Here is a 13,764-nt window from a genome sequence, read left to right on the forward strand (position 1 = left end):
CGCATCTCTTCCCCCGCGTAGACTGCACCTATGCCCGCACTTTGCCGCGATTGCCTGACAACATTTGACAGTGAAACCCGCTGTCCGCAATGCCGCAGCCCAAGGGTGACGCGGCACCCGGAACTGTTTGACCTGACGATCGCCCACATGGATTGCGATGCTTTTTATGCCAGTGTGGAAAAACGCGATCGCCCGGAATTGGCGGATAAGCCCGTGATCATTGGTGGCGGCAAACGCGGGGTTGTGTCGACCGCCTGTTATGTGGCGCGCATCAGGGGCGTCAAATCTGCGATGCCGATGTTTCAGGCGCTAAAACTTTGCCCGGATGCGGTTGTTCTGCCACCCCGGTTTGCGGCCTACACCGAAGCCTCGCGTGCGATCCGCGCCATGATGGATGAACTGACCCCGGTGGTCGAACCGCTGTCACTGGATGAGGCGTTTATGGACCTAAGCGGTACCGCGCGGCTGCACGGCGCCCCGCCGGCGGTGATGTTGGCACGATTAATTAAACGCATGAAAACCGAATTGGGCCTCAGCGGGTCAATCGGGCTGTCGCACAATAAATTCCTCGCAAAGGTCGCGTCAGATTTAGACAAACCGCGTGGTTTTTCGGTCATCGGTAAAGCCGAGACAACTGCATTTTTGCGTCCCAAACCCGTGCGACTGATCTGGGGCATCGGCCCCGCCGCCCAAGCCAGCCTGAACAAGGCAGGGATTCAGACCTTTGACGATTTACTGCGCTGGGACCGACGCGACCTGCATGACCGCTTTGGCGATATGGGCGAACGGCTTTATACACTGGCCCGCGGCGAAGACGCCCGCCGTATTTCGGCCCATACGCCCGTCAAAACGCTGTCAAATGAAACGACGTTTTTCGAGGATACTGCGGACGCTGGCATTCTAGACGGGCATTTGTGGCGCATGGCCGAAAAGGTCAGCGCGCGCGCCAAGGCCACAGACAAAGCGGGGCGCGTCATAACGCTCAAGCTGAAGACGTCAGATTTCAAATTGATCACCCGACGCCAAAGCCTGCAGCATCCCACGCAAATGGCGGATACGATCTACAGGATTGCTGCCGGGCTGTTTGCACAAAGCATGCAGCGTGGTCCGTTTCGGTTGCTGGGGGTGGGCCTTTCCGAAATCACATCCGCCGCTGATGCCGACCGTGAAGGTGATTTGCTGGACCCAGGTGCCGCGAAGCGTAGCAAAGCCGAACAAGCCACCGATGCCATTCGCGCAAAATTCGGGGCGGATGCCATCAAAAAAGGGCGTGCATTGCGCTGATCATTTCACCGCCGCCACGTTCCCCGCAAGACGCACCCCAAACGTCGCCAGCGCGACAATCACCGGCCGTAATTCCATCCCGAACGCAGTCAGCGCGTATTCGGTTTTAGGCGGCATCACCGGATAGATCGTTTTGACGATGATGTTGTGGTCTTCCAACATCTTAAGACGCGCGGTCAGCACTTTTGGGCTAATCCCGTCCAGCGACCGCAACAACTCTGAAAATCGTTTGGTACCGCCCAAGAGGTCGCGGATGATCTGGGTCGTCCATTTCCCGTCTAATACCGTCGCCGCCAACCGCACAGGGCAGTCAGGCGTGCAATCTTGGGCCAAAATCTCTGATAACTGCGCCATGAAACCCCGTAATTCATAGTTACAAAAAGGTACGTACTTTCTAGAAGATAGCAAAACAGCTAGCGGTTTCCCGGTATTTCAACAACCGGAAAGGTATTCCAATATGAACCGCACACAGTTTGTCTGCTATCTGATCGCAGCGTCGCAAATCGTTCTTGGGGGGCTGTACCTATTTTGGCCAGCGGGTTTTATCGCATGGCAGGGGCTAAGCCCGATTAATGCTGACACGGGCTATCCGCTTGCGATGCTGGCGGGGCGTTTCATCGTTTATGGGCTTGGTATGCTTGTCATTGCCGCGCATCCGCAAACCTATCGTATCTGGCTGGATGGGATGGTTGGTATTCAGTTAATCGACCTTGGCGCCGGCCTGTTCCACGTGACCACCGGCACCGTTGCGCTGTCGCATGCCATCATCCCCATGGGCAACGCTGCGCTGTTCATAATGCTGATGGTTTGGGTGCGCCCGCGGTCAGTGGATACTGGTAATACGGCATTTGCCTGAATGAGGCGGGCGGCTTGTCCGCCCGACCACAGCGGTTTGCGTTTCTTTTTTTAGGTTTTCATGCTTCACTTTGCGACATCATAAAGCAAGGGATGAAGTGGAAAAAGCGATGATCAAGGTCTTGGGCTTTGGCGGATTCTTCTTTCGGGCAAAAGACCCGGACGCGTTGGCAGCATGGTATGAAACCTACCTTGGCATTAATCCTGCGCCGACATCCGCAACGATGGCGCCGTGGACCACGACACCCGGCGTGACCGTATTTTCGCCGTTTGATGCGCACACCGACTATTTCCCCAAAGACCACGCATTCTTGTTGAACTTTCGCGTCGACGATCTGTGCGATGCCTTGGCGGCGCTAACCGCCGCGGGCATCGCAATCACCGAACCTGTGACGATGGACGGCGTCGGCAGCTTTGCCCGTATCCATGATCCCGAAGGTAACCCGATCGAACTGTGGGAACCCGCGGGTTAGGGCAGGACGGGGCCCGCTTGACCCGCGATCAGCAGCCGATTAGGGTTTGAATCAGGTCAATTACACACAACAGGAGGGCACAAGCTGAACATGCGTATCATCCGCCGACTTCAGCATGGTCCCCGCCACGCCCTGCAAATGCGTTTGCGGGGCTGATCATCGGTTACGCACCAGCGATCTGCCCTTGATGCCGTTGAATACGGCCCCTTTTGTGACAAGAGACAATCATGATTTTGACCACCAACAGCTTGGGTGTAACCCTTGGCGACCCGCTTTTTTCCGATCTTTCCCTGACTATTTCCAAAGGTGACCGCATTGGTCTGGTCGCCGCCAATGGGCGTGGAAAATCAACGTTGATGGCCTGTATGGCCGGAACACTGGACCCCACAACAGGCGAAATTACCCGTGCGCGCGGATTGCGCATCGGCCAAGTAGCGCAGCATATTACGCCCGAAACCTTGTCAAAAACGCTGTACGAGATGGTATTGTCCGCCCTGCCACCAGAGCAGGCAGAATATGAGGGCTGGCGCGTTGACGTCGTTTTGGATGACCTCAAAGTGCCGTTTGACCTTCATCAAAAACCGCTGTCCGACCTGAGCGGTGGCTGGCAGCGCACCGCGCTTTTGGCGGCAGCTTGGGTGACCGCGCCAGATCTGCTGCTGTTGGATGAACCGACGAACCATCTTGATTTGCAGCGCATTGCACTGCTGCAAGATTGGTTGATGGCACTTCCACGTGACACGCCTGTCGTGATCACCAGCCACGACCGCGCGTTCTTGGACGCCGTGACAAATCGCACCCTGTTCTTGCGGGCCGAACGGTCGCGTATTTTTCAACTGCCGTTTAGCGCCGCCCGCACCGCACTATCAGAGGCGGACGAGGCCGATGAACGCCGCTTTGCCAATGACCTGAACAAGGCGACGCAATTGCGCAAACAGGCCGCAAAGCTGAAAAATATTGGCATCAACTCTGGGTCCGATCTGTTGATCACCAAAACAAAACAGTTGACCGAAAGGGCCGCGAAAATCGAAGCCACGGCAAAGCCCGCCCACCAAGACCGCGGTGCTGGCGACATCCGCCTGACCAACAGCGGCACCCATGCGAAGGCTTTGATCACACTGGGTGATGTCCCGGTGACGGCGCCCGATGGCCGGGTTTTGTATACCACGGGTCAGAAATGGATTACGCAGGGCGACCGCATTGTGCTGCTGGGCACAAACGGCACCGGCAAAACGCAGCTCGTTCAGATGATTCACCGCGCGTTGGCGGGGCAGTAGCCACGCATCAAGTGCGCGCCAACGGTCGCGCTGGGGTATTCCGACCAGCACCTGAGCCAGATTGACGACGCCGACACCCCTATGACCGCCGTCGCGGGCCAGTTTGACATTGGCGACCAGCGCGCACGCGGGTTACTGGCAGGTGCTGGCGTCAATATTCAAATGCAAGACACCAAAATAGGGGCCCTGTCCGGCGGGCAAAAGGCACGGCTGGCGATGCTGATGCTGCGGTTACAACACCCGAACTTTTACTTGCTGGACGAACCGACCAACCACCTAGATATTGAGGGGCAAGAAGCGCTGGAAGCAGAGCTGGTCGCCCACGGCGCCTCTTGCCTGCTTGTCAGTCACGATCGCAGCTTTCTGCGCAATGTCGGCAATCGGTTCTGGTGGATCGACCGCAAAAGGTTGATCGAAGTGGCCGATCCCGAGGCGTTCTTGCAGGGTGAAATGACGAACTAAGGCATTCATGAAATACGAAAGAACCAACGAAACAACTGTCCGAATGCGGGGCGCGTGATGAAAAACAACGTCGGAGACCTGCGCGTTGATTTTGTGAACGGTGCCGTCGCGCACCGTCTGCGATTCGGCGGCGGGCGCGGGCAGGCGCTTGCGAAAGCCATGGGGTTGCGCGGCGGCAAAACACCGTCGATTGTCGATGCAACGGCGGGATTGGGCCGCGATTCATTTCTATTGGCGTCGCTGGGTGCGCAGGTCGTTATGATCGAGCGATCGGAAAAAATGCACGCCTTGCTGGCCGAGGGGATGGCAGCCGCAATGGATGAAAACGCAGAATTGCGCGACATTATTGCACGGATGACGCTACTGAAAGGCGATGCGAAAGACCTGTTGCCGGGCCTGTCAGCAGACGCAATTTTGATTGACCCGATGCATCCTCCGCGCAAAAGCACGGCTTTGGTCAAGCTGGAACTGCGACAGGTCCGCGACATCGTCGGCACCGATGATGATGCAGATGCGTTGGTGCGGGTGGCCTTAGAACATGCCCGGCAGCGCGTGGTATTAAAATGGCCGGCCAAGGCCGATCCTATCGCTGGCGTGCGTGCATGTTCGCACCAGATCATGGGTAAAACGACGCGATATGATGTGTTTATGGTGGGCTGAATTGAACTGCGTCAGTGGGTCGACAGGGCAAGCCTACTCAGCGGCTAACTGCAGATCCTGGGTTTCGCCAATCGCAGCGATTTCGGCGATCGCGCCGTTTAACAGTTCTTGAAATTCCGCAAAATCGGGCCGTAGCTGCACGGCAACTTCGTCCATATAAAGCGCACGATCGATTTCAACCTGAATGGCATGCTGATTGCGTGTGGGCCGCCCATACCGTTGAACGATATATGCGCCAGCAAAAGGCGCGTTGCGCGCAACGCGCAAACCAGCACGCGCAAATGAAGATTCGATCTGGTCCATGATATGCGGGCCAGCTGTGCCGCCGAACCTGTCGCCCAGCACCACGTCAGGACGGGCCGTATTTTGCACGCTGACACCCTGCAAGGCCTCATGCGGCATGGAGTGGCAATCGATCAGAATTGATTCGCCGTAGGCCCGGTTGCTTTCGTCCAGAAGCGTTTGCAACTTGTCATGATAGGGGCGCCAGAAGGTGGCGACCCGGTCGTGCGCTTCGGCGAGCGTAAGTTTGCCACGATATATTTGCCGGCCATTGGCCACAACGCGCGGAATAACCCCAAGACCACTGGCGACGCGTGCATTTTGCGCACGCTGCGTCACGCCGTCAATCAAAGCGGGGTCAAATTCATCCGGTCCCCGGTTCAAATCAACAAAAGCGCGCGGCATCCGCGCTTGCAAAAAAGGTGCCCCATAAAGCGGTACAGCCTGATAAAGCAGGTCAACAAAGGCATCTTCGGATGTCCGGATTTCAACCTCATTGAGGAGGCTGCGGTCCAAAAACCCCGACGTATAATCGCGACCGCTGTGCGGAGAGGCGAATATCACGCTTGTGGTACGTACGCTTGGGCACGAAAGATGATAGGCATCATGTTGCAAAAACTGCTCCTTATGCACAGCATGATAGACTGAATTTTGTTTTTTCTAAAAGCCCTTGATCCTTCCTACGAGTCCTTTTATAGACCCAGCACCTGACGCGGTTCTCCCGCGTCCTATTTCTTTATAGGACAACTGAGAACGTGTTGGAATTTGGATGATTAGCTCAGCGGTAGAGCACTTCGTTGACATCGAAGGGGTCACTGGTTCGATCCCAGTATCGTCCACCATGAATTCACCGGTCCATTTCGGACCGCACTGTAACCCAAGGCGCAATCCGCGCGCCGCGACATGAAGGAACGAACCCATGAAGGTACGTAACTCCCTCCGCTCGCTCAAGCAGCGCCACCGCGATTGCCGCATCGTGCGCCGTAAGGGCCGCGTCTATGTAATTAACAAGACGCAACCTCGGTTCAAAGCTCGTCAGGGCTAAACCACCGAAGTATTACACAGTTAAAAAGGTCGCACTCTTATGAGCGCGGCCTTTTTCTTTGGAAGAGTGTCGAACATAGATATCAGCACGCAAAAACGCCCGTCAAAGTGGATCACAATCCCCATTGTCATCTGGGTATTGTTGGGTGCGCTCCCAATTTTTGGCTGGAAATTCGGGTTTCAGTATCTTCCAGCGCCAAACTGGATCGCCGCCACACGATCGCTTGCCCTTCTTTCCGGGGGCGTCACAGCCTTATTGTTATTGATCGGATACCTAAAAGGATCGCAGCAGATGCGTCCGAACCATGGTCTGTTCATGAAGGTTGTTATGGGATTTGTTGGTTTGTTATTGGGCTTTCAGATTGGTCAGGACGCTGTAACGATGGGAACCCCGATGATTGTTGCGCTGATTGGTGGCGAAGATATATCTGTCGTGTTCACGGTGAGCGACGTGAACCGCGCGGGGGATTACAGGTGCCCTGTCCCAATCGTGCTGGATGGTTTGCCATCTATGTTTAACGAAGTTTGCGATTTTCCCGCCGGCCTTCGCGACAGTCTGGCGCAGGGGGATACCATCACCATTTCAGGCCATGGAACGCGCTGGGGGCTGTTTCCCGATCGGGCAACGACATATTAGCCCGCGAAAAAGCGGTCAATTGACCGGCGGAACACCGCGTATCACAGGTCAGGATTTCCCCACTTTGCATGCTAATTACTGGCAATAACGGGAATAATACGCCTAATATACAATCACATAGTTTTGCGAAAATATAAGGAACATATTCCATGACTTTCACAACGATTCGATCAAGTGCAGTCGCGTTTGCGATGCTCGGGATTGCTGCGCCAGCCTTTGCCCAAGACGCGTTTTGCGGTGGTGCTGGTGCCGGTGGCCAGTGGATCGGTGGCGACGAAGCATCATCCGACATTTCGGCGGCTTCAAGTTACCAAGAGCAGATGGCGCTTGTTTTGGGTGGAAATGAATATGTGTCCTTGTTTACCCTGAGCGAAGGCGCAGACGTGCGCATCGAAGCGGCCGGTCGTGGCGCAGGGGATACCATCATTGATGTGCTTGATAGCACGGGCAGCGTCATTCTGTCGGACGATGATTCCGGTGGAAACGCCGCGTCTCGCGCCGAAACATTTCTTGAGGCGGGAACCTACTGTATGGCGCTGCGCAGCTATGACGGTGGGCCAATGACCGCGTTTGTCCGCATTGGCCGGACCGAACATGAACCGCTGACCGAGGGGATCATGGAAAGCGACGGCGGAAATGATTCCGAAGGCTGCGCCATGGCGACACCACTCGGCATCTTGGGCAGTTCTGCCACCGGATCGGTTAGCGAAACCCCATACTGGAGCTTCACGCTTGATGCCCCAACGTCGGTCAGCATCACGGCTGAAAATGAAAATGCAGATCCGGTGATCACACTTTACGGTCCGGGCGAAAGCTATATCGACGAGAACGACGATTACGACGGTTTGAATTCGCGCATCGACGTGACCGACCCCTTGGATGCAGGCACATATTGTATTGCCATGTCTGCGCTTAGCGACGAATCGTCACCGATTACTGTAACGGTCACCGAATACGACGCAGCTGCGGCGCTTCTTTCGCTTTACGCCCGTGGCGAAGCTGCCCCACCGCTTGATGGCAGCATCCCTGTCACCGCGCTTGGCGTGTTGGAATCGCGCCTGCGCCAAGATGTACAAGCCAGTGATGACGTGTCCTGGTTCACGGTCGACGTCGAAGACAACAGCCTGTTGGTTGTCGAGGCCATCGGTGGTGGCGATAGCGATCCATGGCTGATCGTCTACGATGATTTGGGCCGCAAAATTGGTGACAACGACGATTATGGCGATGGCTTGAACAGCCTTGTCATGGCGCGTGTACAGTCGGGCAGCTACATCATTGGTGTACGCCAATACAACAGTGGCCAAGGGCTGATCCGGTTGTTAGCGGAACGTTATGTGCGCGCTGAATAAGGTTGCGCCGCGCTGCTAAAACAGGCCCGCCATGTTTGTCATGGCGGGCCTTTTCATTTTCGCCCGCCCGCAGGTTGGTGGGGTTGCCCGCAGTTTCACGTTTGGGGGGCACGGTCTTTGGTATGGCTATTTGAAAGGCCGGCGACAGGGTGCTTTTCGGTTTTCATCTGCTCGCCACTGGCGTAGCGATGTTAAGGATCGGGGGCGCAAGGTGAATTTTATGACGGACACGCCCCTACGGCGCAAATGCATATCACCCTGATGAAATGGTAGGACCTAGGAACAACGCGACATCCAGCGTGGCGTTGGCATTTCATTTGTCGTTTGGCGCGATATTTCTGAATTGGGCGATGCCGACCAACAAGGGTGGTTTGTTTATGCCTTTTTACCCTTTTCCTTTTAAAACCCCTCATCTTGTCTTATCCAGTCTTGCCGCTGCGCAGGCTCTGATCATGATGATGCGCAGCGATCAAAGCAAACCAAAGACGGATGCATGCGGGAAATGACGACCGGATCGACCTTAAAACAGAGTTGGAAGCGCGACAGTTGCAGGAGAAAATAGACCATCAGATGGCCCAGCAACGGAATAAGCTGGCGGAACTTCAACAAATCCAAATCGACCGACCAAAGGATGCCGCCCATGCAAGCCACCCGCCCAGAAAGCCATGACCGCCAAGGGCTGCGGCGGTTGTTGTCCCATCCCGCCCTGCGCGTCGCAATTCCGCTGCTGATCACTGCGATTGCGATTTTTGTGCTGCACCGGATGTCGGCGGATATCGATCTGACCGATGTAAAGAAAGACGCGCGGGACTATCCGTTGGCTGTGCTGGCGGGGTCGTTCGGGGCAATGTGTGCCAGCTATCTGGCGCTATCATTGTATGACGTCATCATTCTGCGCAGCGTTTCAGAGGCCAAACTACCTGTCGGTGTCACGATGATGACGGGCGTCAGCAGTATGGCTGTGTCGAATATGTTGGGCTTTTCTTGGCTGACGGGCGCTGCGGTGCGCTACCGCGTTTATTCGGCTTTTGGTGTTGATATCAATGTTGTCGCAAAGCTGATCGCGACGTCGTGGATTTCATTTTTCCTAGGGATGAGCGTGTTGATCGGCAGCCTGATGGTGCTGCATCCGACAGGCCTGTCCGAAGTCATATCGATTTCGCCTTTGGTTGAATCTGCCACCGGAATCGCGATTCTGGCTGCGATCAGTGCTTATTTCATGTGGACGGCTGCTGATCGGCGAAGCGTGGGCATTGGCCCCGTCAAGTTGATCCTGCCAATTGCTGGTGATGGTGCCAAGCTAACTGCAATTTCCATCGTCGATCTGGTCGCGACGGCGCTGACGTTATATGTACTGATGCCCGGTGACCTGTCGCACAACTTTGCATTTTTCTTTTTGGTGTTTGTTACGGCGGTTGGCCTTGGCATCATAAGCCATTCACCCGGAGGCTTGGGTGTTTTTGATGCGACGATCGTCGCTGGTCTTGGGGCTGCCGGGCGACCCGATGCCTTGGCGGCGCTTGTTTTGTACCGGGTGATCTATACCGTTTTGCCGTTCCTGATGGCGGTGGCAGGGCTGGCGATTGCATGGACCCTCGCAAACCGGACGAAGGCAAGCCAGACGTCGCGGATCATTTTTGCTGCTATCGGGCCGCTTGTACCGGTCGTCGCTGCCGGTCTGGCGCTGATGTCCGGTGCGATATTGCTGATCTCGGGTAACTTGCCGTCTGATCCGGGCCGTCTTGGGTTCTTGCGGGAATTATTGCCGCTTGGCCTTGTTGAAACGTCACATCTGTTAGGCAGCATCAGCGGTGTGCTTTTGATGATCGTTGCGCGCGGGTTGTACCGGCGCATGTATCGGGCATGGTTGCTGGCGATGGTGCTTTTGGGAACCGGGCTATTGATGTCGATGCTGAAAGGCTTCGACTGGGAGGAAGCGACCACGCTCGCAGGCGCGACGCTCGTTCTTTGGGTGTTTCGATCAGCGTTCTACCGGGCCGATGTTTCGGGCGGATTGCGCCTGAACTGGAAGTGGATCCTAAGCGTGTCGCTGTTGGCTGGCGTCATCAGTTGGATCGGGTTTTTCGCCTATTCGAATGTCCAGTACTCGGACGCGTTGTGGTGGCAGTTTGCGTGGCGGGGCGATGCATCGCGTTTTCTGCGGGCGACCCTTGCGGTAGCCGTTGTGTTGTCGGCGCTCTTGCTCAATACGTTGCTCAGTAAACAGTCCACGCGTTTGCGGCGCGAACCCATCCCAGATGTGGTCAGGCGCCTCGCGGCACAAGCTGACACATCACAGGCGGGCATCTCGCTCAGCGGTGACAAACGATTTATCATTTCCGCTGATGAACGCGCCTACATTGCTTATGCCGATACAGGCAGTTCGCTTGTGTCAAAGGGTGATCCGGTGGGAGACAAGGACGCGGGCATTGCCGTTATTTGGCAATTGCGCGAACTGGCCGATGCGATGGGGCGGCGATGTGCGTTCTATTCGGTGTCGGAACGGTTCTTACCGACCTATCTCGATTTAGGCATGCAGATTTTAAAAATTGGAGAGGTTGCCAGGGTCGATCTGAGCACCTTCAGCCTTGAAGGGCCGCGCCGCAAGGATTGGCGCCATGCCAAAGCGCGCATCGCCCGGGACGGGTATGTTTTCGAGGTCATAAAAGCCGCAGACCTTGCGCCGGTTATGGATAACCTTCGCGCAGTTTCTGACGCATGGTTGCAACACAAGAACAGCGAAGAAAAAGGGTTTTCATTAGGGTGGTTTCATCCGGAGTACATGCGAAACTTTGATCACGCTGTTCTACGCAACGCGGAAACAGGGCGGATCACAGCCTTTGCCAACCTAATGCAAGCTGCTGATAAATCGGAATTATCGTTAGACCTGATGCGGTACGATCCCACAGGGCCGGGAATGGCTATGGACGGCCTTTTTGCCGAAATGTTGCTGTGGGGCAAGGAGCAGGGGTTCGCATACTTCTCGCTTGGTGCGGCCCCTTTGTCGGGCCTTGAAAATCGCAGGCTGGCTCCGGCTTGGCACCGGATCGGCAGCTTCCTTTATGAACACGGAACCCAGTTTTACCACTTCGAAGGTCTAAGGACATTCAAGCAGAAGTTCGACCCCGAATGGTCGCCGGAATATCTGGCAAGTTCCGGCAAACTGGATGCTGCGCGCGTTTTATATGAAGTCAGTCTACTGGTGTCGCGCGGCGTTAAGGGGATGAAAAAGCACGGGGGCGAACCATGATCGCCTGCGGCGCGGTCGGTTTTGGCAGCGGCACGCGCAGAAATGGCCGCCGTTCGCTTTTCAACATCAGGGCGGACGCTGCTATATTGGACTAATGTACCGCATCACGGCTAAGGCCGATTTGTTCTGCACGCCTGACCGACACGCATTCATTTTATCAGCAGCGTCCGCATGACATTCCAGCGGCCTTGTTCATCATCAAAGTGACGAATTAATGTCCAACCGCTACGCGCAAGCAGCCCTGTGGCCGCCTGCGTGGTCGTATAAATCACCGTATAGCCCTGCGTACGGGCGTAATCTTGCAGCGCACCAACGATGCGCGTCGCCAGCCCGTTGCCGCGCAGCTTGTGGTTAACGCACAGACCACCCATCCAGACGACTTCGCCCGGTGCGCAGCCATAAGATGGCCCTTGCAGCGCGCCGGTACCGCCAAAGGTGCCGTCCGGTGCCACCGCAACGACGCCATACGGCAACCCCGCTGTCCGGGCACGCTTTTGAGCGTCGCCCAGCGCATCCCCCGGTCCGCTTTGCCCGTAATAGTCTGGCCAAGTTTCAAGCAAAAGATCCGCAACCGCCCCGATAAATTCGGGACGGTGATGCAGACCAAATACGGTCACCTGCCGAACGTATCTGCCAGCAACCGCGCCAGTGTGGGTTGGTTCAGATACCCTGTCGCAGACAGCCCGCTGCGGGTTTGGTAGCGACTGATTGCGCCGCGTGTATCGCTATCAAACCGCCCATCGACTGCGCCCGGATTGAACCCAAGCTGGCTAAGCCGACTCTCGATCAGACGCGCAAGCACGGGGTTTATGTTCAGGGCGTCTTCGCCCGCTTGCGCCGCATTGTTTTGGTTGTCTTGCTGGTCCACGGCGGCCTTTGCTTCGGCCGAAAATATCCCGTCAGGATAGCGGTTCAGATAGGCACGGTAGCCGGCAAGGTCACCGCGCGCGCCGGTTTCATCCCAATAGGCCCGATCAAGACGCTCTGCTTCTTCACGGGCGCGTTCTTGTTCTGCGGCAACTTCGGCCTCTCGGCGGCTTGCCTGCGCGTCGATTCTGCTGATCTGTTCCGCTGTCAGATAGGAAGTTTGGGTAAATCCATTGTTTTGTTGCCAGTTGCGAATGGCGCTGCGCGACCCTGATCCAAAAATGCCGTCCACACCGCGGGTGTCGTAGTTCAGCAGCGTCAGATCGCGCTGAATGTCACGGCGTTGGTTCCGGGTCAGCGCCAGCCGGGTTTCCGCGCTTTCGGCTAGACGCACCGGATCGCTTTCAATCGCGTCCAACCGGCGACGGGCCTCGGCGACGTAGCGGCTGTCGGGGTAATTTAAAACAAACCGGCGATAGCCGTCAGCGGTATCGGCCACCTGTGCATCAGTCCAATATTGCAGCGTCCCGTCTGATGGCGGATTGGGCGTGCTGCCGCTTGCATTCGCAGGCTCCATAATCAGAGAGTCCGGCAAAAACCCTACCGCGTCCAGCCAGCGCACGTTGCGGGCAAATCCTAAAACGTCTGCGCCTGCAACGGTAATCGCCTCGCGGATCACCTCGTCTGTGGCGTTCGGTTCGCCGTAGATCACCGTCACCCCTTGCGGGATGTTCAGATCCCCGACACCTTCGCGCAGATACGATCCGATCGCATCATCGGCGTTCAAATCGTAACCAAGGATCAGCACAGCCTGGCCGGGGGCCTGCGCCAGCACTGACATAATGCTGTCAACCGACACTGCACCACCAAGCCCAAAATAAGAGGGGCGCACGGTATCGGCGGCCAATAGCCAGCTGCGGTCACCATCGGTCACAAATTGCCCAGAAAGCCCTACAACTAAACGGTCTGCATCGGTTGCGGTATTTGCAAATTGATCCACCAACCGGATCATGTCGGCCGCACTGCCGTTTGCCAACGTGCTGACATCATACCCTGCGCCGCGCAAACTTTCGGCGCCATTCAGAACCTCTGTTGCATTCCCGACGCGACCCAAACGCTCATACCGGTCGACGCCGATAAGTAGGGCAGCGTCCTCTGCCATGACGGGCAGGGCAAAGACCGAAAGGCTGGCGATCAAACCAAATGTACGCATCTCGCGTTTCCTCCACAATTCACGCCGATCCACAGCAGCATGCTCGGACACTAACGTTTTATTGACGCAAAGGTTGCCTGCTGCGCGCTGCTATTCAATAGCGAAGATATA

15 protein-coding genes and 1 tRNA gene are annotated in these 13,764 nt (G+C 56.3%); 11 read left to right on the plus strand and 5 right to left on the minus strand.

Features of this window, described 5'->3' with window-relative positions:
* The first annotated feature begins 30 nt into the window (after positions 1-30).
* The gene (locus ACXJGX_RS07200; protein WP_474780076.1) at positions 31-1,284 is read left to right on the plus strand and encodes a DNA polymerase IV; all 1,254 of its coding nucleotides are present in this window, start codon (positions 31-33) and stop codon (positions 1,282-1,284) included.
* On the opposite strand, the gene ACXJGX_RS07205 is transcribed toward ACXJGX_RS07200, so the two are convergent.
* Positions 1,285-1,638, minus strand: a complete 354-nt coding sequence (locus tag ACXJGX_RS07205) for a winged helix-turn-helix transcriptional regulator (RefSeq protein WP_474780078.1) — start codon at positions 1,636-1,638, stop codon at positions 1,285-1,287.
* A 103-nt stretch (positions 1,639-1,741) separates the two neighbouring features.
* Between ACXJGX_RS07205 and ACXJGX_RS07210 the strand changes: the two genes are divergently transcribed.
* From ACXJGX_RS07210 to ACXJGX_RS07230, 5 genes are all read left to right on the plus strand, one after another.
* Positions 1,742-2,140, plus strand: a complete 399-nt coding sequence (locus ACXJGX_RS07210; RefSeq protein ID WP_474780080.1) for a hypothetical protein — start codon at positions 1,742-1,744, stop codon at positions 2,138-2,140.
* Between the two features lie 109 nt (positions 2,141-2,249).
* Positions 2,250-2,612, plus strand: coding sequence for a VOC family protein (locus ACXJGX_RS07215; RefSeq protein WP_474780082.1), 363 nt, complete (start codon positions 2,250-2,252; stop codon positions 2,610-2,612).
* A 227-nt stretch (positions 2,613-2,839) separates the two neighbouring features.
* The gene (locus ACXJGX_RS07220) at positions 2,840-3,889 is read left to right on the plus strand and encodes an ATP-binding cassette domain-containing protein (protein ID WP_474780084.1); all 1,050 of its coding nucleotides are present in this window, start codon (positions 2,840-2,842) and stop codon (positions 3,887-3,889) included.
* A gap of 81 nt (positions 3,890-3,970) precedes the next feature.
* A complete protein-coding gene (locus tag ACXJGX_RS07225) occupies positions 3,971-4,351 on the plus strand; it encodes an ATP-binding cassette domain-containing protein (protein ID WP_474780086.1) in 381 nt (126 codons plus the stop codon).
* 57 nt (positions 4,352-4,408) lie between these two features.
* Entirely contained in the window at positions 4,409-5,011 is a 603-nt protein-coding gene (locus ACXJGX_RS07230) for a class I SAM-dependent methyltransferase (RefSeq protein ID WP_474780087.1), read from the plus strand.
* A gap of 33 nt (positions 5,012-5,044) precedes the next feature.
* On the opposite strand, the gene ACXJGX_RS07235 is transcribed toward ACXJGX_RS07230, so the two are convergent.
* Positions 5,045-5,908 (minus strand): N-formylglutamate amidohydrolase, encoded by an 864-nt coding sequence (locus ACXJGX_RS07235; protein ID WP_474780089.1) that lies wholly within the window; start codon positions 5,906-5,908, stop codon positions 5,045-5,047.
* 152 nt (positions 5,909-6,060) lie between these two features.
* Here ACXJGX_RS07235 and ACXJGX_RS07240 point away from each other — a divergent pair.
* The 4 genes from ACXJGX_RS07240 (at position 6,061) to ACXJGX_RS07255 (ending at position 8,323) form a co-directional block, all read left to right on the plus strand.
* Positions 6,061-6,135: transfer RNA gene (locus ACXJGX_RS07240), tRNA-Val, on the plus strand.
* Positions 6,136-6,212: 77 nt separating this feature from the next.
* Entirely contained in the window at positions 6,213-6,338 is a 126-nt protein-coding gene (gene ykgO / locus ACXJGX_RS07245) for a type B 50S ribosomal protein L36 (RefSeq protein WP_037210500.1), read from the plus strand.
* 39 nt (positions 6,339-6,377) lie between these two features.
* Entirely contained in the window at positions 6,378-6,974 is a 597-nt protein-coding gene (locus ACXJGX_RS07250; RefSeq protein ID WP_474780090.1) for a hypothetical protein, read from the plus strand.
* A gap of 149 nt (positions 6,975-7,123) precedes the next feature.
* Positions 7,124-8,323 carry a PPC domain-containing protein gene (locus ACXJGX_RS07255; protein WP_474780091.1) on the plus strand — a complete coding sequence of 400 codons (1,200 nt, stop codon included), beginning with the start codon at positions 7,124-7,126 and terminating at the stop codon, positions 8,321-8,323.
* 450 nt (positions 8,324-8,773) lie between these two features.
* Here ACXJGX_RS07255 and ACXJGX_RS07260 read toward each other — a convergent pair whose 3' ends face one another.
* Positions 8,774-8,965: a hypothetical protein gene (locus tag ACXJGX_RS07260; RefSeq protein WP_474780093.1), complete on the minus strand. Its 192-nt coding sequence runs from the start codon at positions 8,963-8,965 to the stop codon at positions 8,774-8,776.
* Here ACXJGX_RS07260 and mprF point away from each other — a divergent pair.
* Positions 8,964-11,573: a bifunctional lysylphosphatidylglycerol flippase/synthetase MprF gene (gene mprF, locus ACXJGX_RS07265; protein WP_474780095.1), complete on the plus strand. Its 2,610-nt coding sequence runs from the start codon at positions 8,964-8,966 to the stop codon at positions 11,571-11,573. The genes ACXJGX_RS07260 and mprF overlap by 2 nt on opposite strands.
* Positions 11,574-11,722: 149 nt before the next feature.
* Here the strand turns inward: mprF and ACXJGX_RS07270 are convergent, their stop codons facing one another.
* On the minus strand, positions 11,723-12,190 hold the full coding sequence (locus ACXJGX_RS07270) for a GNAT family N-acetyltransferase (protein WP_474780097.1): 468 nt from the start codon (positions 12,188-12,190) through the stop codon (positions 11,723-11,725).
* Positions 12,187-13,653 carry a peptidoglycan-binding domain-containing protein gene (locus tag ACXJGX_RS07275; RefSeq protein WP_474780099.1) on the minus strand — a complete coding sequence of 489 codons (1,467 nt, stop codon included), beginning with the start codon at positions 13,651-13,653 and terminating at the stop codon, positions 12,187-12,189. The genes ACXJGX_RS07270 and ACXJGX_RS07275 overlap by 4 nt, the downstream gene beginning before the upstream one ends.
* Positions 13,654-13,764 lie beyond the last annotated feature (111 nt).

It is taken from the genome of Yoonia sp. SWMV100 (assembly GCF_056108365.1).

What these genes read in the sequence shown, in the direction of transcription:
- ACXJGX_RS07200 (WP_474780076.1), top strand. Translation starts at nt 31, where the DNA reads ATGCCCGCACTTTGCCGCGATTGCCTGACAACATTTGACAGTGAAACC.
- ACXJGX_RS07205 (WP_474780078.1), bottom strand. Translation starts at nt 1,638, where the DNA reads ATGGCGCAGTTATCAGAGATTTTGGCCCAAGATTGCACGCCTGACTGC.
- ACXJGX_RS07210 (WP_474780080.1), top strand. Translation starts at nt 1,742, where the DNA reads ATGAACCGCACACAGTTTGTCTGCTATCTGATCGCAGCGTCGCAAATC.
- ACXJGX_RS07215 (WP_474780082.1), top strand. Translation starts at nt 2,250, where the DNA reads ATGATCAAGGTCTTGGGCTTTGGCGGATTCTTCTTTCGGGCAAAAGAC.
- ACXJGX_RS07220 (WP_474780084.1), top strand. Translation starts at nt 2,840, where the DNA reads ATGATTTTGACCACCAACAGCTTGGGTGTAACCCTTGGCGACCCGCTT.
- ACXJGX_RS07225 (WP_474780086.1), top strand. Translation starts at nt 3,971, where the DNA reads ATGACCGCCGTCGCGGGCCAGTTTGACATTGGCGACCAGCGCGCACGC.
- ACXJGX_RS07230 (WP_474780087.1), top strand. Translation starts at nt 4,409, where the DNA reads ATGAAAAACAACGTCGGAGACCTGCGCGTTGATTTTGTGAACGGTGCC.
- ykgO (WP_037210500.1), top strand. Translation starts at nt 6,213, where the DNA reads ATGAAGGTACGTAACTCCCTCCGCTCGCTCAAGCAGCGCCACCGCGAT.
- ACXJGX_RS07250 (WP_474780090.1), top strand. Translation starts at nt 6,378, where the DNA reads ATGAGCGCGGCCTTTTTCTTTGGAAGAGTGTCGAACATAGATATCAGC.
- ACXJGX_RS07255 (WP_474780091.1), top strand. Translation starts at nt 7,124, where the DNA reads ATGACTTTCACAACGATTCGATCAAGTGCAGTCGCGTTTGCGATGCTC.
- mprF (WP_474780095.1), top strand. Translation starts at nt 8,964, where the DNA reads ATGCAAGCCACCCGCCCAGAAAGCCATGACCGCCAAGGGCTGCGGCGG.
- ACXJGX_RS07260 (WP_474780093.1), bottom strand. Translation starts at nt 8,965, where the DNA reads ATGGGCGGCATCCTTTGGTCGGTCGATTTGGATTTGTTGAAGTTCCGC.
- ACXJGX_RS07275 (WP_474780099.1), bottom strand. Translation starts at nt 13,653, where the DNA reads ATGCGTACATTTGGTTTGATCGCCAGCCTTTCGGTCTTTGCCCTGCCC.